This is a genomic window from Terasakiella pusilla DSM 6293 (assembly GCF_000688235.1).
Taxonomy (GTDB): Bacteria; Pseudomonadota; Alphaproteobacteria; order Rhodospirillales; family Terasakiellaceae; genus Terasakiella; species Terasakiella pusilla.
Genome location: NZ_JHYO01000014.1, coordinates 72,590 through 95,333 on the forward strand (window position 1 = coordinate 72,590; position 22,744 = coordinate 95,333).

Sequence of the window (22,744 nt, forward strand, 5' to 3'; positions counted from 1 at the left end):
AATTGAGTGTTGATGATGTCACAGTCCGAAATTGAAAACCTCAGCTTTGAGGAAGCCCTTGCCCAACTGGAAGAAATCGTTCGACAGCTGGAAAGCGGGTCAGGCAAGCTGGACGATGCCATTTCCGCTTATGAAAAAGGCGCGTTGTTGAAACGCCATTGCGAAGCCAAGTTGGCGGAAGCCAAAGCCAAAGTCGATAAAATCTCCCTCGCGCCGGACGGCACTGTTTCTGCGCAACCGACTGAGATTGCTTAAAAGGCGTGGCGATGACTGATTTAAAGCGCGCGTTACAAGTAGAAGCCGACAAGGTTGAAGAGGTGCTGGATCATCTGCTTCAGGAACCAGAAGGGCCGGAAGCGCAGGTGGTCAAAGCCATGCGCTATAGTGCGTTGGGTGGCGGCAAACGGGTGCGCCCGTTTCTGGTGACGGCCTCTGCCCGTCTGTTTGGCGTGTCTGAAGACAGCGCGCTACGTGTCGCGGCTGCCCTTGAGATGGTGCATTGTTATTCCTTGGTGCATGACGACTTGCCCGCGATGGATGATGATGATCTGCGCCGTGGTCGTGCGACCTGTCATATCGAATTTGATGAGGCAACGGCCATTTTGGCAGGCGACGCCTTACTGACCCGCGCCTTTGAAGTGCTGGCGGATGAAGCCACCCACCAAGACCCGAAAGTGCGCTGTGAATTGGTCAGCGAACTGGCCAAGGCGTCAGGCATGAACGGCATGGTCGGTGGTCAGATGATCGATTTGATGGCGGAAAGTCGTGAGCTTGATATCCCTGAAATCACCCGTTTGCAGCGTCTTAAAACGGGCGCCTTGATCGTCTTTGCCTGTAAAGCAGGCGCGATTTTGGGCAAGACGGGTGAACTAAAACGCCATGCGCTCCGTAATTATGGACATGACCTTGGTCTTGCGTTCCAGATTGCCGATGACCTGCTGGATGTGGAAGCGTCCGTTGAAGAAACGGGCAAGCAGGTCGGTAAGGATGCGGATCGGGGCAAAGCGACCTTTGTGTCCTTGTTGGGTGTTGATCGTGCGCGCGAGCAAGCCCATATCTTGTCTAATCAGGCGTGTGATCATCTGGATGTGTTTGATCAGGGCACAGAGCTATTGCGCGCGATGGCGCAATATGTTGTAAACCGCCGTAGCTAATTCAAAAGAATTTTTAAGGAAACCGTCGTGTCTGACACTCCATTGCTTGATACCGTAAAATCTCCCGCTGATCTCAAGGGGATGGATATGGACCAGTTGCACCAGCTCACAAAAGAGCTGCGCGACGATGTGGTGCGCAATGTGTCACGCACAGGCGGGCATTTGGGCGCAAGCCTTGGGGTGATGGAACTGACAGTGGCCTTGCACCATGTGTTCAACACGCCCGATGATCGCATTATCTGGGATGTGGGCCACCAATGTTATCCCCATAAAATCCTGACAGGACGGCGCGGCGAGATGCCGACCTTGCGCCAACCGGATGGTCTGTCCGGTTTTACCAAACGCAAAGAAAGCCCGTATGACCCCTTTGGGGCGGGGCACAGTTCTACCTCCATTTCCGCGGGGTTGGGGATGGCGGTTGCACGCGACCTTAAAGGCGGCAAAAATCATGTGATCTCGGTGATCGGGGATGGCTCCATCACGGCAGGTATGGCCTATGAAGCCATGAACAATGCCGGTGCGCTCGACAGTCGCCTGATTGTGATCCTGAACGATAATGATATGTCCATTGCCCCGCCTGTGGGCGCCATGAGCTATTATTTGTCTGAACTGCTGACCAGCACGACCTTAAAATCCTTCCGTCACAGTGCGAAAGATCTGGTCAAGAAACTGCCAAGCTCGATCTTTCAGACGGTCAAGGGTGCGGAAAGTGCCGCGCGCAAGATGGTCACGGGTGGATCAAATATTTTTGCAGACCTTGGTTTTTATTATGTCGGTCCGATTGACGGGCATAATCTGGATCATGTGGTGTCCGTGCTGGCAAATCTGCGCGATGACAAAGACCCTGGCCCGGTTCTGTTGCACATTAAGACCAAAAAAGGCCACGGCTATGCGCCTGCGGAAAATGCAGCGGATAAATACCATGGTGTGTCCAAATTTGATGTGGTGACAGGCAAGCAGGTGAAAGCCAAATCAAATGCCCCAAGCTATACGGGGGTGTTTGCCAAGGCCCTGATTAAAGAAGCGGAAACCGACGAGAAAATTGTCGGCATCACAGCGGCGATGCCATCAGGCACCGGACTTGATAAGTTTGCTGAACGCTTCCCCGATCGTTGCTTTGATGTGGGGATTGCGGAACAACATGCGGTCACCTTTGCCGCTGGTATGGCAACGGAAGGGATGAAGCCGTTTTGCGCCATTTATTCCACCTTCCTGCAACGTGGCTATGACCAATTGGTCCATGATGCGGTCTTGCAGCACCTGCCTGTGCGTTTTGCCATTGATCGTGCTGGCCTTGTGGGGGCGGATGGTCCGACCCATGCGGGGACGTTTGATATTGCGTACCTCTGTACCTTGCCGGATATCGTTGTCATGGCACCGAGTGACGAAGCTGAATTGATGCATATGGTGGCAACATCCACCACCATCGAAGACCGCACCAGTGCCTTTAGATATCCCCGTGGGGAAGGTGTCGGCGTTGAATTGCCGGAAAAAGGCCAAGTGCTGCAGATCGGCAAAGGCCGCATCGTGCGCGAAGGTGGCAAGGTTGCCATCCTGTCTTACGGGACGCGCCTGAAAGAAGCCTTGCTGGCTGCGGAAAAGCTGGAAGCGATGGGCTTGCCGACAACTGTTGCCGACGCCCGCTTTGCCAAACCGATTGATACAAAACTGACCCGCAACCTTGCGCAAAATCATGAAGTTCTGATTACGGTGGAAGAAGGGTCCGTTGGCGGTTTTGGTAGTCAAGTTGCGCATTATCTGATGATGAGTGGTCTGTTGGATGGCGCCCTGAAACTGCGCTGCTTGACCATGGAAGATCGCTTTGTCGATCAAGGCAATGTGGAAGCGCAATATGAAGCAGCGGGCATCAATGCTTCTGGTATGGTGAAGACCGTGTTGCAAACCTTGGGGCGTAAGGTTGAAGATGTCCAAGGTGCCTGAGAAAAAAGTTAAAGTCGCCAAGCTACGACTGGATCAGTTGTTGGTGGACCGTGGATTGGTGGAAAGCCGCACCCGCGCCCAAGCCATGATCATGGCGGGTAACGTTTATAGCGACACCAAGCGCATGGACAAAGCAGGCCAGAAAGTCGCGGAAGATATCCCGATTGAATTAAAAGGCCAAGATCACCCTTGGGTGTCACGCGGCGGGCTAAAGCTGGTCAAAGGGCTGGATGAATTTTCGGTCGATGTGACAGGTTTTATCGGCATTGATGTAGGCTCCAGCACAGGCGGGTTCACCGACGTGTTGTTGACCCGTGGCGCAGAGAAAGTCTATAGCGTTGATGTAGGTCATGGGCAGTTGGCGTGGAAGCTGCGCAGTGATGAGCGCGTGATCGTGATGGAACGCACAAATGCGCGCCACCTCACCGAAGAAGATATCCCCGATGCGATTGATATCGTCGTGTGCGACGCAAGCTTTATCGGCTTGCAAACAGTTTTGCCTGCCGCGATGGACCGGGTGAAAGCGGGGGGCTATCTGATGGCCCTGATTAAACCGCAGTTTGAGGTCGGCAAAGGCCGTGTCGGTAAAGGCGGCGTGGTGCGCGAACCTGAACTGCACCAAGAAGTCTGCGACAAGATTGAAGGCTGGTTGACCGATTTACCGGATTGGACGGTCAAAGGCATTACCGAAAGCCCGATCAAAGGGCCGGAAGGAAATATCGAATTTTTGATCTGCGCGCAGAAGTCTTAGGAAAAAGCTTCTTCTAGCAAGAGGGACGTGAGCTTGCGTCGCACATTATTTTGCGGCCAGATGGCATAGACCTCCATGTCAGATACTTTCCAGCTTGGCAGGACTTCAATCAAATTGCCGTGCTTTAAATCTTTTGTGACCAGACAGATCGGTGGTGTTGCCAGTCCCAGCCCGTTGCGTGACAGGGTGGTCATGGCTTCCACGTTATCAACCTCGATATTTGCATCAAAGCTAATGATATGTTCCTGCCCATCGGGATCAAAAAGCTTACGATAGGGCGGCATCATCTTCATTTTGATCCAGTCCCAGCTCGTCAGGTCGCTGCCATTGTGCGGGGTCGGGTGGCGTGCGGCATAGTCAGGGGTGCAGACCAGTACGCGATCCAATGTCGCGATCTTTTTCGTCATCAGGGAACTGTCTTTCATATCCCCGACACGGATGGCTAGGTCGGTTTGTTGTTCAATCAGGTCTATGCGCTTGTCACTGAACGAGATATCCATCTTGATCTTGGGGTAGGTTTTCATGAAATGGCACAGGCGGGTCATGATGTGGCTTTTGATTAGGCCGGATGGCATATTGATGCGCAGCATCCCTGTTGGTTCCGCGGATTGTTGGCTCAACAGTAGCAAGGCTTCTTCTGCCGCATGGACCATATGTTCACTTTTGAGATGAAAATCACGTCCTTCCGGCGTCAGAGTCAGTTTGCGCGTGGAGCGATAGAGCAGGGTGACGCCATATTTGGTTTCCAACTGCGAGATATGCTGACTGACAATTGAAGGCGAGACATTAAAGTGGGTCGCACATTCCTTAAAACTGCCGAACTCAACGGTTTTGGCAAAAAAGGCGAGAGCACGCAGGTCATCAAGCATTAGTCTATTTTTCCAAACAATAAATTCACTTTATTCAGGATAATACAATAATTGAAAATGCGGTAGCGTCTTTTAACTGTCGTTAAAAGGAGGACCGATGACACATCTTTTCGCCATGGCAACCTTCGCCTTTGTTTTATCTGCCACACCGGGACCGGTGAATGTGCTTGCGTTGGCAAGTGGTCTGAATCATGGGCTGTTTCGCTCGCTCCCCTTTGTGTTTGGGGCGACGGCTGGATTTACGGCCTTACTTTATATGATCGGCCTTTTGGGGGCGGAGCTGGTGGAGGGGGTCCCTGTTTTAATGCAGGTCATGAAAGTGTTGGGGACAGCCTATATCCTGTACATGGGCGTGAAGCTGTTTCGCGCAAAAACAGAACTGACACAGTGTGAAGCCATTACGCCACGGTTTTACCAAGGGGTGATCCTGCAATGGATGAACCCGAAAGCGTGGATTGCATGCCTGTCTGGTATTGCCGCGTTTGTCAGTGGGGCGGATGGTCATATGTTGATCGTTTTTTGTACGGTCTATTTTGCAGTTTGCTTTGTGGGGATTGCTTTATGGGCGGGTCTGGGACGATGGGGGCAAAGGGTGATCAAGCAGGCAAGTCACTTGGACTTATTGAATAAAATCATGGGGCTTACCCTGATAGGGTTGGCGGGCTACTTACTGTTTATTTGAGGGAGGTGGCACTAACCTAAAGTTTATGTATTAATTTCTTTTGGGGTAATTTGGTTGATTCTGGGTGGCTTTTTCCTATCTTGAACCATATGGTCTATTTTCTAGTGATCTGATGAGTGACGAGCATGGTTTTGCCAAATGTCCTAAAATATTTTCCTGTCCGTTTAGGGGCGTGGATGATGATTGCCAATTTTTGTGTAATCGGGGCATCGTTTGGCGACGTGAAAATAGCTGTGATTGGCAAAACCAAAAATGACAGTTTTTATGAACAGGCTTTTCAAGGTTGTCAGGCGTTAGCAAAGAAAAAGTCGGATGTAACCTGTCTCTATGATGGTCCGACAGATTATCAGGACGTCCGCTCGCAGGTAAACGTCGTCCAACAGATGCTGGAAACGGATGTGGACGCGCTGCTTATTTCCACAACCGAGTCAAAGGCGTTGGTGGAACGCGCGCTAAAACTTGCTCAGTACCGCGGGATCCCTGTTGTCACATTTGATTCTGATCTTGAAGAAGAAGACCAGAGCTATCGTTTGGCTTATGTGGGGACCAATAATTTTGATTTTGGTGTGGCGCTTGGGCGCTATGCCCAGCGTTTCAAGACCGACGGGATCAATAATATTTGCATCCAATCCGGCAGCGAACGTACCCCTAATCTGAATGAACGTATAAAAGGCGTCCGGTTTGCTTTGTCGGGCAATCGGTCTAACAAGAAATTGGAGGGGGAGAATGGATGGCGCGAGCATCATCGCTGCCCGTTCTATACGTTGGGCAAGCGCGACAGGGCGTTGTCCCAATTGGAGTTTATATTGGCGCAGCCGGAGCGTTCGGTTTTTTTGGCGGTGGCTGGGTTTGCGCAATTTTCGCCAGATTATATCGAAACGATTATACCTTACCAAAACCGGATTGAAGCCAACAACGTGGTGATCATCTCTGCCGATGCGGAGGAGATACAGTTGAAGGCCTTGGAACTAAAATTATCCACGGTCAATATCGGGCAGCGACCCTTTGAAATGGGCCGCGTTGGGGCCAGTCTTCTATATGATTATCTGGTGCACAATAAAAAGCCGGACAAGGAGATTAACTTTCTCGGATTCTATTATTGTCATGAAGATCGTGGCGTCCAGTGTAGCTTTGATTAAAACAGATACCCGTGGGCGAGGGTGCGCAACAGGATCGCAACCCCGGCCCCTAGTAGCGCAGGTTTTAACACCCCGGCCACACGCGGCCCGGCAGAGATGAGAACGGCAACCCCGGCAACATCATAGGGGTGAATCCAGAAGCCTGCCAGACGGTTAAACTCTGTTACGCTCAGGAGGCCTTGATCCAAAAAGTCTTTGGTCACCCCCATCATGGCGGTCCCGCCAGCGATATATTTGGTGATTGTCCCCATAATGACACTGCTCGGTAGATCAAGGGAGGCCAAAAGCGGGGTAAAGAGGTGTTCCAGCAGTCCCATCAGACCGATTGCACGCATAAGGGCGACAAAGACCAAGGCAAGCACGAGCATGGGGATCGCGCCAACGGCAATCTTTAGCGCTTCTGCCCCGGCTTTATTGATGACATCCAGCACGCCTTTGGGGCCATCCGCGTCTTTATGTTTAACAACCATGGGATTGTCGTCATCGCGCTCAGGCAGGTTGCGTGCAAAGATATGATAGGTCAGGCCCGCGCCGATTAGGCCGCAGAGGGTGGAAACGGCCATGACAACAGGGGCGTTTAGGCCCAGGGCCGCCATCGGAAAGACCACATTGGCCTGTGCCATGCCTAAGACCATCGCGAGGGTTGCGGCAATATGACGACGCGGCGAGCCGCCTTTGTCCATCATGGCTAGAGTTGCCATGGGGGCGGCGAAGCTGACAAACAGGATTTGGATCATGGCGAAAACGCCAAGGCCGGGGAGGCCAAACGGGCGCAACAAAGGGCCAACGATGGCGACCAGTTTATCCAATATACCTTTGGCTTCTAACAGGCGCATGACGCTTAACATCACGACCATGACCGGCAGTAGGACAAATAGGGCCAGTTCCACACCGGCGCGTCCGGCATGTAAGACAATATTGGCTAATTCGCTCATGAAGTTGGGTTCCTCGTTTTTCTTGGCGCGCATTTGTATCAGAAAAAATGGCAAAGAAAAACCGTCCCGAGCGTGGGGGTAGGAACAGGGGGGAAGTCGCTCGGGACGGTAGGAAACGTGGCTGTCTCAATTCGAATAAATTCGAATATCATCAACTTGGTAATAGGAACTTTAGTATTAATCTTTTCTACTGTCAATACTAATTAAAATAATTCCAAAGAATAAATTCAGACTTTATTCGCAAGGATGAGACATCGCACCTGCGCCTTTGGTTAACGCGACATTGCATGGTATTCCGGGTTGGGCATCATATCCAGACCATGGGCCATGCGGTTGGTGTAGTTAAAGAAAGCCGTCGTATCTGAAATATCGCAAATCGCATCGTTCGTCCAACCGGCATCTCTTAAATTCTGGCGATCAGCGTCGCCGATATCATGGGGTGTTTCGGTCAGCTTCCAGGCAAAATCCAACATGGCACGTTGTTTGGCAGAAAGGTCGGCAACGCGGTAGTTCATGACTATCATTTCGCCCAGCTGGGGGTCGCCGGACAGTTCGCGCACGGCTTGACCGTGGGCGACAAGGCAGTAATAGCACCGGTTGCAAGACGAGACAGCAACCGCAATCATTTCGCGTTCCAGTTTGGTGAGGGCGCTATCCGCCAACATAAGCTGGTTATAAAATTTGTTGAAAGTGCGGAATTTATCCGCATTGAAGGTATAGGCCCGAAGGACGTTCGGCACCATGCCCAGCTTTTCCTGACATTTGTCAAAATAGCTCTGGATGTCGTCATCCAGTTTGGTTTGATCGGGCAGGTCGACTTTTACGATATGGTCTGGTTGTGGCATGAGAGCCTCCCTATTTCTAAAATTGTTTTGTTGGCTAACAAATGTATCAATTTCCAGAAATAGGGAAAGCTTGAGATTGTAAAGTTTTGTAACGGTTTATGGGAAGAGTTGGTTCACCAGTGGGCGGACTTTGGACTCGGTACGGCCCCATTTTGCAAGGCTCATTATGCCAGCTTCATATTCTGCGTGTCCAATTTGGGATTGGTTGTCAAAAACGGTAAGGGTGTTTTGACGTAAATACATTGCGCCGTCCCAGCTCCATTTCGCAAAGTAGCTCAGGTGATAACGGCAATTGTCCGGACGTTCATTCAGATAAGTGCTGGTGGTGATGTTCTTTGCTTCGATCAAGCGGCGCAACATGGGCTCATATTCTGCCATGTGTGTGTTCGGGTCTTGTTTGATACACAGATGAGTAATCGCGTTGTCCTGCACGCCACGGACATTCTGTTTGATAGAACAGGCGCTGAGACCCAGAGCGGAAAATAAAAGGCCGATCGTCAGAAGTTTTTTATTTTTAAACATGTAGGAATCCTCATTTACTTTTGGGCGCATAATAATACTTTATGTCCTTAGAAGTAAATGGCTCACAGGTTGTTTTTCCCGACGAAAAAAATCTTTACCGGTGAGCCGACAGTGAGGAGGGGTTAGCCTTGTTGGGCGCGATGCAACATTTTGTGGTCGGCAAGGACGCAGGCCATCATGGCTTCGGCAACGGGGACGCCGCGAATGCCGACGCAAGGGTCGTGGCGACCTTTGGTGATCAGGTTACATTCGTTGCCGTGGGTGTCGATGGTTTTGCGTTCCACCAGAATGGAGCTTGTCGGTTTAATCGCCACGCGCACGACAATATCCTGCCCGCTGGAAATTCCGCCAAGGATACCACCTGCATGATTGGATAGAAAGACAGGTTTGCCATTTTCGCCCATGCGGATTTCATCAGCATTTTCCACACCGCTGAGGGATGCTGCTTCAAAGCCGTCGCCGATTTCAACACCTTTGACAGCATTGATAGACATCATGGCTTTGGCAAGGTCGGCATCCAGTTTATCATAAACTGGTTGGCCCCAGCCCACAGGCACGCCCTTGGCGACAATTTCCAAGATAGCGCCAATGGAGGACCCGTCTTTACGGATGCCGTCAAGGTACGTTTCCCATTCTTTTGCTGCCACCGGGTCGGGGCAGAAGAAGGGGTTGTTGTCAATTTCTGCCCAGTCAAAGCGGCTGCGGTCGATTTTGTGAGGGCCCATCTGCACGAGATAGCCCTTAACCTCGATCTCATCGCCCAGCACTTTGCGCGCAATGCCGCCAGCGGCAACACGCATTGCCGTTTCACGGGCACTGGAACGACCGCCGCCACGATAGTCGCGGATGCCGTATTTTTCCCAATAGGTGTAGTCGGCGTGACCAGGACGGAACTTGTCCTTGATATCGCCGTAGTCTTTGGAGCGTTGGTCTGTATTGATAATTTCCAGACCAATCGGTGTGCCTGTGGTTTTTCCTTCAAACACACCGGAGAGGATGCGCACTTCGTCCGGTTCTTTACGCTGTGTGGTAAAGCGGCTTGTTCCGGGTTTACGTTTTTCAAGCCAGAACTGGATGTCTTCTTCACAGAGGTCAATTTTAGACGGCACACCATCGACAATACAGCCGATGGCAGGCCCATGACTTTCACCAAATGTGGTGAAGCTGAAAACGTGACCGAAACGGTTACCGGACATTTTTAAACCTTGTCGTCTTTTAAGATGTGCTGATATCTGGAGCGTCAACGGCTTTCATGCCGACGATGTGATAGCCACAGTCCACATGATGTGTTTCGCCGGTTACGCCGGAAGACAGTTTGGACAGCAGGTACAAACCAGCCCCGCCGACATCGTCTAGTGTGACGTTGCGACGCAGCGGTGAGTTGAGCTCATTCCATTTCAAGATGTAGCGGAAGTCACCAATACCGGAGGCAGCCAGTGTTTTCATCGGACCCGCAGACAAGGCGTTAACGCGGATCTTGTCTTTACCCAGATCTTCAGCCAAATAGCGAACAGAGGCTTCAAGGGCGGCTTTTGCTACACCCATGACGTTGTAATGCGGTGTCACACGTTCTGCACCGTAATAAGTCAGCGTCACCATCGCGCCACCTTCATTCATCATCGCCGCCGCACGTTTGGCAACAGCGGTGAAGGAGAAGACAGAGATATCCATGGTCATCAGGAAGTTGTCGCGTGTTGTGTCGACGTAACGGCCTTTGAGCTCGGTTTTGTCGGAATAGGCAATACCGTGCAGGATAAAATCGATTTTACCCCATTTTTCTTCCAGGGCATCAAATGTTGCATCGATGCTGGCCTGATCTGTCACGTCACAGGGCAGAAGAATGTCCGACCCAACGGACTCGGCTAAGGGCTGCACACGTTTCAACAGTGCATCACCTTGATACGTAAAGGCAAGTTCCGCGCCTTGTTCTTGTAATGCCTTCGTGATGCCCCAAGCGATAGAACGCTCGTTAGCGACCCCCATGATCAGACCTTTTTTTCCAGCCATAATTCCAGCTGCAGTCATGACATCCTCACTCTAAAAATCTACACACCAAAAAAAGAGAAGCCTTTTTTGCATTTTTTTTAAGAAGGCTTCAATATTTCTTTGAACTTTGTATAGGATAATATCACTGTTTGGGAAAGGATTCTCTCCTCACATTTTGCAAGTTTTTGGAAACAATTGGTAACAAAAGATGGTTAGCACCCCTAAAAAGACCTTAGACAAACAAGCTTTTGGCGAAATCTGGAAGATTATCCTGCGTCGTTTTGGTGAGGATCAGTGTTTACGCATTGCGGCGTCCCTGAGTTATACCTCGTTATTATCGCTGGTGCCGTTGATGGCGATCAGTTTTGCGATCTTTGCAGCCTTTCCCGCTTTTGACGGGGTGCAGCATCAGTTACAGACGTATGTTTTTGAAAATTTCGTGCCCGCGGCAGGGGATGCGGTTTCTGAATATTTACAAAAATTCATGGCGAAAACAGGCGGTATGACCACCCTTGGAATCGTCGGCCTTGGGGCGACAGCCATTATGTTGCTGGCGACCATTGAAGATGCGTTGAACCGTATTTTCCGCGTGCGTGTGAAACGCCATTTCGCCTCTCGCCTGCTGATGTTTTGGGCGCTTTTGACCTTGGGGCCGTTGCTGATGGGGGTCAGCCTGTCGTTGTCGACTTATTTTTATGCTCTGTCTAATTTTGTTGATGTTGCTGGGGTGCGGGGGGAACATATTTCCGGCTTAGTCGGTTTTATCCTGCCGAACCTGATGGTCGTGGTGGCCTTGTCCTTCTTTTATATCTTTGTACCAAACCGCCGGATCGCATGGCAGAACGGGGTTATCGGTGCTGTGGTCGGGACGGTCCTGTTTGTGATTCTCAAGTTGCTGTTTGGCTTGTACATCTCCAACTTTCCTTCCTATCAGGCACTCTATGGGGTCTTGGCGGCCATTCCGATCTTTTTAATCTGGATGTATCTGACTTGGGCGGTGATCTTGATGGGCGCGCTTTTGACGGCTTCCCTTGAAGATTGGGGGCATGACACACAGGTTATGCAAGAAGTAACGCCCGCAGAACGGATGATGGGCGCATTGGAGGCTTTGCATCTGCTGAAAGCCCAGCATGTCGTGGGAGGTGCTTTACCGGACAAAGTCATTACGGAAGCCATCGGCGCGCATATTGCTGCGGATGTGATGAAGACCCTTAATAAAGCAGGCTTTGTGGCGATTGCGGAAGAAGATAAATGGGTCTTGGCCCGTGACCTCAAGGAAACGGATTTGGCTGAACTTCACTGCATCCTGGGGCTGGATTTAACATCGACACACTATGCCCATCAACAGCCTGAAGCCGCAGTTCGTGCTGCAGAGGAAGCGCGGCTTCAGGCGATGAAAAAGGCGTTGTCGGATGTGGTTGGTTGAGGCTTAGTTGCGCCAGAAGTCTTTTTCAAAGAAGACCAGCAGCACCAATACCTCCAGTCGTCCCGCGAGCATGGCAACGACCAACGCCCATTTTGCCAGATCCGGCAGGGATTGGAAGTTGCCGGACGGGCCGATAATGTGGCCCATGCCGGGGCCGACGTTGGTGATGGCAGTGACACTGGCAGAATAGGCCGTCACGATATCCAGGTCCAGCAGGGTCAGCACCACGGTAAAGAAGGCGATTGTGGCGATGAAGACTGCCAAAAAGGCTAAGACTGAAGACGGGACATCATCATTTAGCGGGCGACCGTTGTAATGCATGACCACCACGCGACTAGGCGAGATTAGCTTTTTCAGGTGGCTGCGCACAAAAATCCACAAAACCTGATAGCGATAGATTTTGACAGCGCCGGAAGTCGACCCGGTACAGCCGCCGACAAACATCAAGATTAAAAACATGCCCACAGCCCCATGACCCCAGGCGGTATAGTCATCGGTGGCAAAGCCTGTCGTCGTGACAACGGACGTAATGTTGAAGGTGGTGAGGGTCAGGGCTTCAAAGAAGGTAGTGTCACGGTGTTCAATGAGCCAGAAGGCCATCAAAATACTGGTGAGGGCTAAAAAGAAGACAAAGCCCCGTACTTGCTGGTCGGTAATCAAAGCTTTGAAGTTGCCCAACGTCATTTTGACGAAGAGGAAAAACGGGATGGCCCCGCAAATCATAAAAATGGTCCCCGCCCAGTGTAACGCCGGGTTTTTAAAGAAGCCAAACGAGGCATCATGGGTGGAGTAGCCGCCGGTGGATAAAGTCGCCATTGCGTGGGTGATCGCATCAAAGGCGTTCATACCTAAAACCATATAGGTCACAGCACAGAGCAGGGTTAATCCGCCGTAGACAGCGCCAAGCACGTAGATGGTCTTGACGGTAAAGGCGACCGTATCATTTTCGTTGGTGGAGCTTTCAATTTTAAAAAGCTGCATGCCCCCGATTTTTAGGAAGGGCAACACCAGCACGGCAATCGCGATAATCCCGATCCCGCCGATCCATTGCAGGATGGCACGCCAGAGCAAAATGCCGGGTGGCAGGTTATCCAGACCAGTAAAAACGGTTGATCCTGTGGTCGTAATCCCGGACATGGTTTCAAAAACCGCATCGGTAACAGAAGCACCAATGCCGATAAACGGGATGGCACCAAACAGGGTCACGGCAATCCAGCCGAAGGTGATTAAAAAGAAGGCCTGAGGGAAGCTGAGCTTTACTTTTTTGTTACTTTCCCCGCTCAACACCATGGCAATGCCAATAAAAATGGTGATGGAGGAAGAGAGCAAAAAGACTTCCCAGTCAATGTTATGATAAAACGCATCCGTTGCCGCCGGGATTAACAACATCGTGCCAACCCAGCAAACGATCCAGCCCAGAATTGGGACTGTTTCTCTTAAATTTACCATGTGCTTTTCTTTTTTTATCGACCATTAACGGGTCAGGAAATGCGCGCCATCATAAATGAATTTTTGTAAAAATCCACCTTTTGCGCATCGCAGCATTAAAAGGGAGCTTCCCCTAAGTACTTACTTCTGTTTCTGAACAGCGGTTTCAAGGGCGCTGGAGAAGTTGGATCTGTCGCTTTTCGAGAAGGACTTGCCACCGCCACCTTCTATTTGACCGCTGTCACGCAGGTGGGTCATCAGGTCGCGGGTAGCCAATGTCATGCCGATACTTTCGGGTGTAAATTCTTTGCCGTTATGATTAAGCACGATTGCGCCTTTTTTGACGCAGCGATCCGCAAGGGGGATATCGGCGGTGACGCAAATATCTTGGGCGGTGATCTGATCGGCAATCCATTTATCGGCTTCGTCCGGTCCTTCTGGGGCGACAACAATGTTGATCAGCTCGCTTTGGGGCAGACGTAGCCATTGGTTTGAGACAAAATGCACCTTGATCAGATGCCGCGCCACGACCTTTAGGGTTTCGTCCTTAACGGGGCAGGCATCGGCATCTATATAAATTTCGACCATTCGACTATCAGGGTCTAGTTTTTCTTGGCACGGACGGAGTAGTCGTTCTTTTTCGACCATTCCTTCACAAAATCGACAAATTCCTTATCGGATTTTTCCGGCAGCATGACGCGCAGTTTGACATATTGGTCGCCGCGGTTGCCATCCTTGTCCTTGATCCCTTTGCCGCGTAGACGCAGGGTTGTGCCGGAGTTTGCATGTTCCGGTACTTTGACATGGACGGGGCCGTCAATGGTCGGGGCTTCGATTTTGGCGCCCAAGACCGCTTCGGGGACGCTGATGGGCAGGTCAAGATGCACATCTTTGCCTTTGCGTGAAAACATCGGGTCAGGCTTGATGTGAATTTCCACCATTGCATCACCGGAGGGCGCGCCGTTGAGACCGGGCATGCCTTGACCTTTCAGGCGCAGGGACTGACCGTCTTCAAATCCGGCAGGGACATTGACGCTGAGTTCTTTCCCCGTGGGCAGGCGGACTGTTTTTTTACAACCGCGTGCAGCTTCGGCAAAATCCAGTTCCAGCCAGCAGTTGACGGTCGCGCCTTTTTGTTGGGGGTGATATTCATCTTCCCCAAAACCACCGAAACCGCCAAAGCCGCCAAATCCCCCAAAGGGGCCGTCCCCGCGGGATCCACCGCCGCGGGTTTGATTGGCAAAATCTTTGAAGATGTCATGGAAGTCGGCCCCGCCGCCACCTCTGCGGCGACCACCACCGGTAAAACCGCCGGACCGGAAAGTCGGGTTGCCATCCGCATCAATCTGACCACGGTCAAATTGTGCGCGTTTATCTTCGTCGGACAACAGCTGGTAAGCGGCCTGAATTTCCTTGAAACGCTCTTCGGCTTTGGTATCGCCTTGATGTAAATCAGGATGGTTCTGGCGTGCCAGCTTGCGATATGCTGTTTTGATATCGTCTTGGGTAGCGGACTTGGAGAGGCCGAGAACTCGATATGGATCTTTCATTTACAGTTTGTTCCTGTGTTACACTTTTGCGCGCCTAGATTTAGTCCGCTTCACGCCGTTAGTCAACGGTTCGCCACGTCCCATCCGGGCGACGACATGCTGTACCTGTGATGGTTTCAAGCTGCCCGTCAATTGTGACAGTGCTTGAATATTCGCGACATGGTTCGCTGGAGTTCGGGTTATATACGGTTTTTGTCGGTGTGACACTACCGGAATTACCGCTATCCGGGTTGGACCATGTGGATTGTTGTCCAATTGGGTTGGTTTCAAGGGCGCGTTGGGTGGTTTGTTCCAGTTTCATGCGGTCGAGTTCGTCTAGCGAGCGACCGACGGAATTTCCGAGCCATGCCCCTGCGAGCGTACCAATGGCGACCGCAGCGATTCCGCCTTTGCCTTTACCGAATTGTGACCCAACGACCGCGCCGGTGGCACCACCGATGATAGTCCCAATTGTTTCTTTCTGATTGTTTTGCGCACAGGCGCTCAGGATCGCGACACTGAGGAGGGCTGCGCCAATTTTGGAAAAAGTCATATCTTAGGTCTTTCTCATTGCAAAGATTAGGATTATGTAAGTAGTCTAGTATACATATTAATGTAGGATACCAAATTCGTGACGCAATCTCCTAATCCCATTTCTCTGTTTCATGACTGGATGGCTGAAGCGGAAAAAAGCGAGCCCAATGATCCAAATGCCATGTCTTTGGCAACCGCAACAAAAGACGGTGTGCCGTCTGTGCGGATGGTTCTGTTGAAAGGGGTCGATGAACGTGGTTTTGTGTTCTACACAAACCTGAACAGTCGCAAAGCAGGCGAACTGGCTGAAAATAGCAATGTGGGCCTGTGCCTGCATTGGAAATCCTTGCGAAAACAGGTTCGTGTGGAAGGCGCTGTCGAGCGGGTGAGTGATGAGGAAGCCGATGCGTATTTCCAAAGTCGTGCACGTGTCAGCCGCATTGGGGCCTGGGCGTCACGACAATCGCAAGAAATGGAAGGCCGTTTCGAGCTGGAAAAACGCGTGGCGGAATATACCGCGAAATTCGGTGTCGGTGAAATTCCGCGACCTGATTTCTGGGGTGGTTTTTTGGTGCGACCGCGTGCTATTGAGTTCTGGTCCGATCAAAAGTTTAGACTGCACGACCGTATTGTCTATAAAATGACCGATGAGGGATGGCAAACAACGCGTCTATTCCCTTAAAATCGTGCCCGATAAAAGCCCCGATAAAAGCAAAGTGAGTTCAAGGTGAAAATCACCGCACTGGAATTAAGCAAACCCCAATTGATGCGGGCAGCGACCTATGCATCGGTCGGGGTGGCCGTTCTGTTGATTGCCATCAAGTTTTACGCGTGGATGATGACCGACTCGGTCAGTCTGTTGTCCACGCTTGTGGACTCGGTGTTGGATGCGGGGGCATCTATGGTGAATTTGATCGCGATTCACTATGCGTTGCAACCCGCTGATAGCGAACACCGTTTTGGACATGGCAAAGCAGAACCGCTGGCGGGCCTGATGCAGTCGGGCTTTATCTTTGCTTCCGCCTTGTTTTTAATTGTCGAGACTGTCAGACGCTTGCTCGACCCTAGCGCGGTGGAAAACAGCGATATGGGGGTTGCCGTCATGGTGATCTCCATCGTGTTGACGATCTCGCTTGTTCTGTTCCAAAAATACGTGGTGCGGGTCACGCGCTCGGTGGCGGTGTCAGCAGACTCGTTGCATTACACGACGGATATTCTGGTCAATATGGGCGTGATTGTCGCCCTTGTCGTCAGTGCCTATACAGACTGGCTATGGTTTGATCCGGTGGTTGCGGGGCTGATCGCGCTTTATATCCTTCACAGTGTGCGCAAGATCGCCATTGATGCTATCCAGTTGTTGATGGATCGGGAATTCGACGAACCGGAGCGCGAGAAAATTTTCGAGATTGTGCTGTCCAACCCTAAAGTCATGGGGATGCATGACCTACGCACCCGATCAAGCGGGCCGCATCAGTTTATTCAACTTCATTTGGTTTTACATGCGGATATGAAGCTGCGCGATTGTCATAAAATCGCGGATGAAGTGGAAAAGGCCTTGCTGCGGGAATTTGAAGATGCAGAGATTCTGATCCATGAGGATCCGCACGATATTGAAGAAGAGTTGCCGGACTTTGCCAAAGAAGAAGCGCACCAGCCGGAAGGTTAAGAGGGACCGGCCGGTGCTGACCCGAAAGAGAGGTTTCGGGGTGATAAGGGAACTTAGTTAAAAGCCTGACCGGGTTTTGCGCCGATCTTTTTCAGGATAATTGCCAGCGGGCAAAAACCTGTGAAGGCGGCCTGAAACAGATTGACCCCGACAAAGGCCGTCAGCCACCAGAAGTTCGGGTGGACGTAGAAAGTCAACGCCAGCGACACGAGAATAACAGCGCCAGCAAAGGCCATAACAATACGATCAATAGCCATCTTAAATCCTTACTTATCCAATGTAGGGCAATATAGCCCGTAAAGTGTGTTGATCAGGGCTGAAACTTCGTCAGAGGCAAGACGATAGTAAACCGTTTGCGAAACCCGTCGGGTTGCGACCAGTCTTTGTGCACGTAGTTTGGCAAGATGCTGGGACAGGGCGGATTGTTTCAGCCCGATTAAGCCTTCCAGTTCGCCAACGGATTTTTCACCGTTAACAAGCTGACACAGGATCATCAGGCGTTTTTCATTCCCCATCATTTTGAGCAACTCAGCCGCACGGGATGCGCTATCTGAGAAAGTTTCAATATTCATAGTTGCTAATTTAGTAATACTTGATATTATTGTCAAACGATTTATCCAAAGGACGAATTTTATGACTTTGCGCAACTTGCTCTCTCTCACTCTCTTTACAGTCTTGTTTTCCACGCCTTTGTTGGCGGCGGAGGCTTTTAAGGTCACATCCACCCTGATCGAAGATCGAAAGGCCGTCTTGGCGACCGTTCAGACCGTGGATATGACCCCGGCGCGTGCCCGTATCGGCGGCACCCTTGTTGAATTACTGGTGGACGAAGGCTCAAAGGTGGAAGCTGGCGAAGTGATCGCACGGGTGAAAGATGAGAAATTACATCTGGAAATGCAGGCGGTACAAGCGCGCACAGCTTCTTTGCAAGCCGAACGCAAACTGGCGCAGATTGCACTGGATCGTGCAGAGAAGCTTCGCAAAACCGGGGCAGGGTCCCAAGCCAAATTGGATGAAGCGCGCACGAACTTGGATGTGGTTGTTAAAAACCTGAAAGCCATGGGAAGCGAAAAAGACCTTGTCTTACAACGCGAACGTGAAGGGGCGGTCCTTTCGCCCACCAACGGGCGCGTGATCCGGGTGAATACCACCAACGGGGCTGTTGTCATGCCAGGGGAAGCCATCGCCAATATTGCGGACTCAACCTACATTCTGCGCATTGAAGTGCCGGAACGACATGCGCGTTTTATCAAGGTCGGTGATGAGGTCGAAGTCGGCAATCGCGGCATGAGCACACTGGAAGACACCTCTTATAAAGGCATAGTGCGGCAGGTTTACCCAGAAATGCAGCGCGGTCGTGTGGTTGCAGATGTCAGCGTGGATCACGTCGGGGACTATTTTATCGGGGAACGGATTAAGGTTTATGTGGCAACAGGTCAGCGCGAAACGATTTTGATCCCGTGTGACCGTATCTTCCTTAAATATGGCCTGAACTATGTGTTATTGGCGGATGGTAACGAAGTTGTGGTGCAACCCGCCTCCGCACACGCAGACCAATGTGAAATTCTGTCCGGTTTGCGTATTGGGGATGAAATCCTGATGCCGATGACAGCACAGTAAAAGGGGACAGGTATATGAAACTCGGCATTTCCGGTCACATTACAAAGGCGTTTATCACCTCACCGCTGACCCCGTTATTGTTATTGGCCTCGCTTGTTGTGGGGATGGTGGCACTTGTGATGCTACCGCGCGAAGAAGAACCCCAGATCAGTGTGCCGATGGTGGATATTATGGTGTCCGCCAATGGCTTAAAAGCACCCGACGCCATCGAAATGGTGACGGAACCGCTGGAAGATATCGTCAAAGCCATTGATGGGGTGGAACATATTTATTCCCAGACACAGGACGATTATGTTGTTGTCACCGCGCGTTTTCTGGTCGGGACTTCTGAGGATGATGCTATCTTGCGGGTCCATGAAAATGTGCGCGCCAATATCGGCAAGCTGCCCCATGGGATTGGGGAGCCATTGATCGTCGGGCGCGGGATTAATGATGTGGCCATCGTCACCTTGACCCTGTCGCCGAAAGATCAGGCCGACGGGCGTTGGGACGATAACAGCCTCTATAATGTGGCGGATGAGCTGCAACATGAGTTGGTGAAGGTGGAAAATGTCGGCCTGTCTTACATCGTGGGCGGCAGTGCAGATCAAATCCGTGTGGAACCGGACCCGGAAAAACTTGCCCTTTATGGCATTGCGCTTAATCAGTTGATTGAGAAGATCGAAAATGCCAACCGATCCTTCATGGTGGGGCGTTTGCGCGAAAATAACAAATCTTTGCCGGTGGTGGCGGGGCAAACCCTGCAAGGTATCCCCGATGTGGGCTTGTTGCTGATGACGTCTCATGATGGCCGCCCGGTCTATGTGAAAGATGTTGCGGACGTGATCGTTGGTGCAAAACCAGAAGAAAAGCACGTCTGGCATTTGCAAAAAGGTGAAGATGGCACGTTGTCGAAAAAGCCGGCGGTCACCCTTGCCCTTGCTAAACGCCAAGGGGCAAACGCGGTCTTCGTCGCTGATGAGATCATGGCGCGGCTGGAGAATGTCAAAGGCAAGCTGTTGCCTGATAATATTCAGGTAGATGTGACCCGTAATTATGGGGAAACCGCAACCGAGAAAGCGGATGAGCTGTTGTTCCACCTTGGTTTGGCGACGATCTCTATTGTGATTCTGATCTTCTTCACCGTTGGCTGGCGCGAGGCGATTGTCGTTGCGCTGGTGATCCCGACGACGATTTTGCTGACCCTGTTTGCCTCTTACCTGATGGGGTACACCATCAACCGCGTGAGTTTATTTGCGCTGATTTTCTCGATCGGTATCTTGGTGGATGATGCGATTGTGGTGGTGGAAAATATCGTGCGCCACTGGAACATGAAAGATGATCGCAGCACGTTGCAAAAGGCGATTGAAGGCGTGGCAGAAGTCGGCAACCCGACCATTATCGCGACCCTCACCATCGTTGCCGCGCTGTTGCCGATGATGTTTGTGTCGGGTCTTATGGGCCCGTATATGAGCCCGATCCCGGCCAATGCGTCTGCCGCGATGTTGTTTTCCTTCTTCGTGGCGGTAATTATTACGCCTTGGCTGTTAATGCTGTTGAAAGGCAAAGGCGAGATTCATCATGAAGCCGAGGATGGCGGCAGGATGGGGCGCTTCTATGCGCGTTTTGCCCGTCCGCTGTTGGCAGGACGGACCAAGTCCAAACGGTTTTTGACCATTGTCGGGGTGGCGACCCTAGCGTCTTGTGGCTTGTTCTACACCAAAAGCGTGACCGTCAAGCTGTTGCCGTTCGATAACAAATCTGAAATTCAGGTGGTGATTGACCTGCCGGAAGGTGCAAGCCTTGAAGAGACGGGTCGGGTTTCTATGGATGTGGCGAAAAAGCTAAAAGACATCCCCGAATTGATGAACATGCAGGCCTATGTCGGCACCTCCATGCCGTTTAACTTTAACGGCTTGGTGCGCCACTATTACCTGCGCGATAAGCCGGAATATGGCGATGTGCAGCTGAACCTGTTGCCCAAGCACGAACGCAGTCGCGAAAGTCATGAGATTGCGCTGGAGGTGCGCGAATTGTTGGCAGATGTGGTGAAACCTGCGGGGACCTCCATCAAAGTTGTGGAAGTGCCACCGGGACCCCCCGTTATGGCAACTTTGCTGACGGAGGTTTATGGGCCGGATGCGGAAACACGACGCGCCGCCGCGACCAAGCTGCGCGGTGTCTTTGAAGGGATCGATTTTATTGTCGATGTGGACGATAGCTTTGGTGTCCCTGCGGAACGTCTGCGCATCGCCATTGATCAGGAACGTCTGGAATTCCATCAGGTCGAAGAAGAAGCTGTCTTTGATACGCTTGCCGCCCTGCTAGGGGGCGTCAAGGTCGGTTATTCTCATCGTGGGCAAGGTGTGGACCCGATGGAAATTATGGTCCGTCTGCCCAAACAGGACCTGCATCTGTCAGAACGGTTGCTGTCAACTCCTGTGCCATCCCAAAACGGCAATGTGGAACTGGGCGAGGTCGTGACCTTTAAAAAGGAAATGGCCTCCTATCCGATCTATCGCCGCGATGGGTACGCTGCCGAAATGGTGACGGCAGAACTGGCCGGCGCCTATGAAGCACCCATCTACGGCATGTTTGCTGTGGAAGACGCGCTGGAAGCTGTTGATTGGGGCAGTATGGACCAGCCCAGCGTTAAATATCACGGGCAACCGATTGATGAGGCGCAGGTTACCTTGTTGTGGGATGGGGAATGGGAAATTACCTATGTCACCTTCCGCGATATGGGCGCGGCCTTTGGGGTGGCGATCCTTGCCATTTACCTGCTGGTCGTGGGGCAGTTTGGCAGCTTTAAATTACCGCTGGTGATCTTGGTGCCGGTGCCCTTGACTTTGATCGGCATCGTAATTGGTCACTGGATGTTCAGTGCGCCTTTTACCGCAACCTCTATGATCGGCTTTATTGCTTTGGCTGGGATTATCGTTCGAAACTCTATCCTGTTGGTGGACTTTATCCGCCATCGTCAAGACCAAGGCCGACCGATCCGGGATGTGTTGCTGGAAGCGGGTATGATCCGCTTTAAACCGATCTTCCTGACGGCCGCGGCTGCAATGATTGGGGCGGCGTTTATTTTGGCAGACCCGATCTTTCAGGGTTTGGCAATCTCGCTGGTCTTCGGCTTGTTTTCCTCAACGGCCCTGACGTTGCTGGTGATCCCCGCGATCTATGTGGTGTTGCGCGATGACGGCAAAGAGATGTCGTGAGAAGGATGACAAATTCAGTCGGTGTTTGCTGCTGGGGTGGGCCCTTTCTCTGAAAGAGCTTGGGCCACTGCGACTTTTCAATGTCACCTATTTGTCAGTAGTGGACTTGAACGGCTGCGAACGCCAAAGGCTGTTGAATTTTGGGGTAAACCTAGAACAACTAAAGGATATGTCACCGAGAGTAATAGCAGCAATATTATTCTCTTTGGGGCATATATCGGGTCAAATTTGGTCGATATCTAGGTCGATTCGCGTAAAAATTTCTATTGTCATTTAGAGTATAAACTGAAAGTTGATACCTTGATGTTCGTATCTCCGATTAAGATGAAACTCCTTACAGGTTCTTACAGGATTTTTTGTTTTTGAATGGATTTGGTCCACAGAAGCGTTTTTTGATTGTGAGTGTGGCGTATCTCTCCTAGGGAAGGATCTTATTTTTCGTAGGGTTTGGAGATAGAAGGTGTCAATCTTATCGTGTTTTTTTAGGGAGAAGTCGCTGGCGCGTACGCTTTTAGTG

At 51.4% G+C, this 22,744-nt stretch carries 23 protein-coding genes; 11 read left to right on the forward strand and 12 right to left on the reverse strand.

Annotation, left to right across the window (positions count from 1 at the left end; all coding sequences use genetic code 11):
- Positions 1–12: 12 nt before the first annotated feature.
- The 4 genes from Q397_RS0111145 to Q397_RS0111160 are packed head-to-tail and all read left to right on the forward strand — an operon-like array spanning position 13 to position 3,846.
- Positions 13–255 (forward strand): exodeoxyribonuclease VII small subunit, encoded by a 243-nt coding sequence (locus tag Q397_RS0111145; protein ID WP_156950700.1) that lies wholly within the window; start codon positions 13–15, stop codon positions 253–255.
- Positions 256–266: 11 nt separating this feature from the next.
- On the forward strand, positions 267–1,154 hold the full coding sequence (locus Q397_RS0111150; protein ID WP_028879493.1) for a polyprenyl synthetase family protein: 888 nt from the start codon (positions 267–269) through the stop codon (positions 1,152–1,154).
- A 27-nt stretch (positions 1,155–1,181) separates the two neighbouring features.
- On the forward strand, positions 1,182–3,095 hold the full coding sequence (dxs, locus tag Q397_RS0111155; RefSeq protein ID WP_276202112.1) for a 1-deoxy-D-xylulose-5-phosphate synthase: 1,914 nt from the start codon (positions 1,182–1,184) through the stop codon (positions 3,093–3,095).
- Positions 3,088–3,846 (forward strand): TlyA family RNA methyltransferase, encoded by a 759-nt coding sequence (locus Q397_RS0111160; protein ID WP_028879495.1) that lies wholly within the window; start codon positions 3,088–3,090, stop codon positions 3,844–3,846. Before dxs ends, Q397_RS0111160 begins: the two co-directional genes overlap by 8 nt.
- On the opposite strand, the gene Q397_RS0111165 is transcribed toward Q397_RS0111160, so the two are convergent.
- Positions 3,843–4,715: a LysR family transcriptional regulator gene (locus Q397_RS0111165; protein ID WP_028879496.1), complete on the reverse strand. Its 873-nt coding sequence runs from the start codon at positions 4,713–4,715 to the stop codon at positions 3,843–3,845. The two genes, Q397_RS0111160 and Q397_RS0111165, sit on opposite strands and share 4 nt — an antisense overlap.
- A gap of 97 nt (positions 4,716–4,812) precedes the next feature.
- Here Q397_RS0111165 and Q397_RS0111170 point away from each other — a divergent pair, with 97 nt between their 5' ends.
- Together Q397_RS0111170 and Q397_RS0111175 are read left to right on the forward strand one after the other, a co-directional pair.
- A complete protein-coding gene (locus Q397_RS0111170; RefSeq protein WP_028879497.1) occupies positions 4,813–5,397 on the forward strand; it encodes a LysE family translocator in 585 nt (194 codons plus the stop codon).
- 125 nt (positions 5,398–5,522) lie between these two features.
- The gene (locus Q397_RS0111175) at positions 5,523–6,536 is read left to right on the forward strand and encodes a substrate-binding domain-containing protein (protein WP_156950701.1); all 1,014 of its coding nucleotides are present in this window, start codon (positions 5,523–5,525) and stop codon (positions 6,534–6,536) included.
- Here Q397_RS0111175 and Q397_RS0111180 read toward each other — a convergent pair.
- From Q397_RS0111180 to fabI, 5 genes are all read right to left on the reverse strand, one after another.
- A complete protein-coding gene (locus Q397_RS0111180; RefSeq protein ID WP_028879499.1) occupies positions 6,533–7,471 on the reverse strand; it encodes a nucleoside recognition family protein in 939 nt (312 codons plus the stop codon). The genes Q397_RS0111175 and Q397_RS0111180 overlap by 4 nt on opposite strands.
- Before the next feature lie 272 nt (positions 7,472–7,743).
- Positions 7,744–8,316, reverse strand: coding sequence for a peroxidase-related enzyme (locus tag Q397_RS0111185; protein ID WP_028879500.1), 573 nt, complete (start codon positions 8,314–8,316; stop codon positions 7,744–7,746).
- Between the two features lie 96 nt (positions 8,317–8,412).
- Positions 8,413–8,838 carry an Sbal_3080 family lipoprotein gene (locus Q397_RS0111190; protein ID WP_028879501.1) on the reverse strand — a complete coding sequence of 142 codons (426 nt, stop codon included), beginning with the start codon at positions 8,836–8,838 and terminating at the stop codon, positions 8,413–8,415.
- A gap of 122 nt (positions 8,839–8,960) precedes the next feature.
- The gene (aroC, locus tag Q397_RS0111195) at positions 8,961–10,034 is read right to left on the reverse strand and encodes a chorismate synthase (protein ID WP_028879502.1); all 1,074 of its coding nucleotides are present in this window, start codon (positions 10,032–10,034) and stop codon (positions 8,961–8,963) included.
- A gap of 19 nt (positions 10,035–10,053) precedes the next feature.
- The gene (fabI, locus tag Q397_RS0111200) at positions 10,054–10,863 is read right to left on the reverse strand and encodes an enoyl-ACP reductase FabI (RefSeq protein WP_028879503.1); all 810 of its coding nucleotides are present in this window, start codon (positions 10,861–10,863) and stop codon (positions 10,054–10,056) included.
- Between the two features lie 169 nt (positions 10,864–11,032).
- Between fabI and Q397_RS22130 the strand changes: the two genes are divergently transcribed.
- The gene (locus Q397_RS22130; RefSeq protein WP_051609936.1) at positions 11,033–12,250 is read left to right on the forward strand and encodes a YihY family inner membrane protein; all 1,218 of its coding nucleotides are present in this window, start codon (positions 11,033–11,035) and stop codon (positions 12,248–12,250) included.
- A 3-nt stretch (positions 12,251–12,253) separates the two neighbouring features.
- Here Q397_RS22130 and Q397_RS0111210 read toward each other — a convergent pair whose 3' ends face one another.
- The 4 genes from Q397_RS0111210 to Q397_RS0111225 form a co-directional block, all read right to left on the reverse strand.
- Positions 12,254–13,699, reverse strand: coding sequence for a TrkH family potassium uptake protein (locus Q397_RS0111210; protein WP_028879504.1), 1,446 nt, complete (start codon positions 13,697–13,699; stop codon positions 12,254–12,256).
- Positions 13,700–13,819: 120 nt separating this feature from the next.
- Complete coding sequence (locus Q397_RS0111215; protein ID WP_028879505.1) at positions 13,820–14,266, reverse strand: YaiI/YqxD family protein; 447 nt, start codon at positions 14,264–14,266, stop codon at positions 13,820–13,822.
- A 14-nt stretch (positions 14,267–14,280) separates the two neighbouring features.
- Positions 14,281–15,228 carry a DnaJ C-terminal domain-containing protein gene (locus Q397_RS0111220; protein WP_028879506.1) on the reverse strand — a complete coding sequence of 316 codons (948 nt, stop codon included), beginning with the start codon at positions 15,226–15,228 and terminating at the stop codon, positions 14,281–14,283.
- Positions 15,229–15,286: 58 nt separating this feature from the next.
- Positions 15,287–15,760, reverse strand: coding sequence for an RT0821/Lpp0805 family surface protein (locus Q397_RS0111225; RefSeq protein WP_028879507.1), 474 nt, complete (start codon positions 15,758–15,760; stop codon positions 15,287–15,289).
- Between the two features lie 120 nt (positions 15,761–15,880).
- Between Q397_RS0111225 and pdxH the strand changes: the two genes are divergently transcribed.
- Together pdxH and Q397_RS0111235 are read left to right on the forward strand one after the other, a co-directional pair.
- The gene (gene pdxH, locus Q397_RS0111230) at positions 15,881–16,423 is read left to right on the forward strand and encodes a pyridoxamine 5'-phosphate oxidase (RefSeq protein WP_051609941.1); all 543 of its coding nucleotides are present in this window, start codon (positions 15,881–15,883) and stop codon (positions 16,421–16,423) included.
- A gap of 45 nt (positions 16,424–16,468) precedes the next feature.
- Entirely contained in the window at positions 16,469–17,407 is a 939-nt protein-coding gene (locus Q397_RS0111235) for a cation diffusion facilitator family transporter (RefSeq protein ID WP_240475061.1), read from the forward strand.
- Between the two features lie 53 nt (positions 17,408–17,460).
- Here Q397_RS0111235 and Q397_RS0111240 read toward each other — a convergent pair whose 3' ends face one another.
- Positions 17,461–17,664: a YgaP family membrane protein gene (locus Q397_RS0111240; RefSeq protein ID WP_028879510.1), complete on the reverse strand. Its 204-nt coding sequence runs from the start codon at positions 17,662–17,664 to the stop codon at positions 17,461–17,463.
- A gap of 9 nt (positions 17,665–17,673) precedes the next feature.
- Complete coding sequence (locus tag Q397_RS0111245; protein ID WP_028879511.1) at positions 17,674–17,979, reverse strand: ArsR/SmtB family transcription factor; 306 nt, start codon at positions 17,977–17,979, stop codon at positions 17,674–17,676.
- Between the two features lie 61 nt (positions 17,980–18,040).
- Here Q397_RS0111245 and Q397_RS0111250 point away from each other — a divergent pair, with 61 nt between their 5' ends.
- Together Q397_RS0111250 and Q397_RS0111255 are read left to right on the forward strand one after the other, a co-directional pair.
- On the forward strand, positions 18,041–19,027 hold the full coding sequence (locus Q397_RS0111250) for an efflux RND transporter periplasmic adaptor subunit (RefSeq protein ID WP_038013582.1): 987 nt from the start codon (positions 18,041–18,043) through the stop codon (positions 19,025–19,027).
- A gap of 14 nt (positions 19,028–19,041) precedes the next feature.
- Positions 19,042–22,227 carry an efflux RND transporter permease subunit gene (locus tag Q397_RS0111255; RefSeq protein WP_028879513.1) on the forward strand — a complete coding sequence of 1,062 codons (3,186 nt, stop codon included), beginning with the start codon at positions 19,042–19,044 and terminating at the stop codon, positions 22,225–22,227.
- Positions 22,228–22,744 lie beyond the last annotated feature (517 nt).

Excerpts from the sequence above, each read along its gene's own strand:
- aroC (WP_028879502.1), bottom strand. The coding sequence starts at position 10,034 with ATGTCCGGTAACCGTTTCGGTCACGTTTTCAGCTTCACCACATTTGGT.
- Q397_RS0111165 (WP_028879496.1), bottom strand. The coding sequence starts at position 4,715 with ATGCTTGATGACCTGCGTGCTCTCGCCTTTTTTGCCAAAACCGTTGAG.
- Q397_RS0111185 (WP_028879500.1), bottom strand. The coding sequence starts at position 8,316 with ATGCCACAACCAGACCATATCGTAAAAGTCGACCTGCCCGATCAAACC.
- fabI (WP_028879503.1), bottom strand. The coding sequence starts at position 10,863 with ATGACTGCAGCTGGAATTATGGCTGGAAAAAAAGGTCTGATCATGGGG.
- Q397_RS0111180 (WP_028879499.1), bottom strand. The coding sequence starts at position 7,471 with ATGAGCGAATTAGCCAATATTGTCTTACATGCCGGACGCGCCGGTGTG.
- Q397_RS0111225 (WP_028879507.1), bottom strand. The coding sequence starts at position 15,760 with ATGACTTTTTCCAAAATTGGCGCAGCCCTCCTCAGTGTCGCGATCCTG.
- Q397_RS0111245 (WP_028879511.1), bottom strand. The coding sequence starts at position 17,979 with ATGAATATTGAAACTTTCTCAGATAGCGCATCCCGTGCGGCTGAGTTG.
- Q397_RS0111215 (WP_028879505.1), bottom strand. The coding sequence starts at position 14,266 with ATGGTCGAAATTTATATAGATGCCGATGCCTGCCCCGTTAAGGACGAA.
- Q397_RS0111190 (WP_028879501.1), bottom strand. The coding sequence starts at position 8,838 with ATGTTTAAAAATAAAAAACTTCTGACGATCGGCCTTTTATTTTCCGCT.
- pdxH (WP_051609941.1), top strand. The coding sequence starts at position 15,881 with ATGGCTGAAGCGGAAAAAAGCGAGCCCAATGATCCAAATGCCATGTCT.
- Q397_RS0111210 (WP_028879504.1), bottom strand. The coding sequence starts at position 13,699 with ATGGTAAATTTAAGAGAAACAGTCCCAATTCTGGGCTGGATCGTTTGC.
- Q397_RS0111175 (WP_156950701.1), top strand. The coding sequence starts at position 5,523 with ATGGTTTTGCCAAATGTCCTAAAATATTTTCCTGTCCGTTTAGGGGCG.
- Q397_RS22130 (WP_051609936.1), top strand. The coding sequence starts at position 11,033 with ATGGTTAGCACCCCTAAAAAGACCTTAGACAAACAAGCTTTTGGCGAA.
- Q397_RS0111240 (WP_028879510.1), bottom strand. The coding sequence starts at position 17,664 with ATGGCTATTGATCGTATTGTTATGGCCTTTGCTGGCGCTGTTATTCTC.
- Q397_RS0111145 (WP_156950700.1), top strand. The coding sequence starts at position 13 with ATGATGTCACAGTCCGAAATTGAAAACCTCAGCTTTGAGGAAGCCCTT.
- Q397_RS0111255 (WP_028879513.1), top strand. The coding sequence starts at position 19,042 with ATGAAACTCGGCATTTCCGGTCACATTACAAAGGCGTTTATCACCTCA.
- Q397_RS0111250 (WP_038013582.1), top strand. The coding sequence starts at position 18,041 with ATGACTTTGCGCAACTTGCTCTCTCTCACTCTCTTTACAGTCTTGTTT.
- Q397_RS0111150 (WP_028879493.1), top strand. The coding sequence starts at position 267 with ATGACTGATTTAAAGCGCGCGTTACAAGTAGAAGCCGACAAGGTTGAA.
- Q397_RS0111170 (WP_028879497.1), top strand. The coding sequence starts at position 4,813 with ATGACACATCTTTTCGCCATGGCAACCTTCGCCTTTGTTTTATCTGCC.
- Q397_RS0111220 (WP_028879506.1), bottom strand. The coding sequence starts at position 15,228 with ATGAAAGATCCATATCGAGTTCTCGGCCTCTCCAAGTCCGCTACCCAA.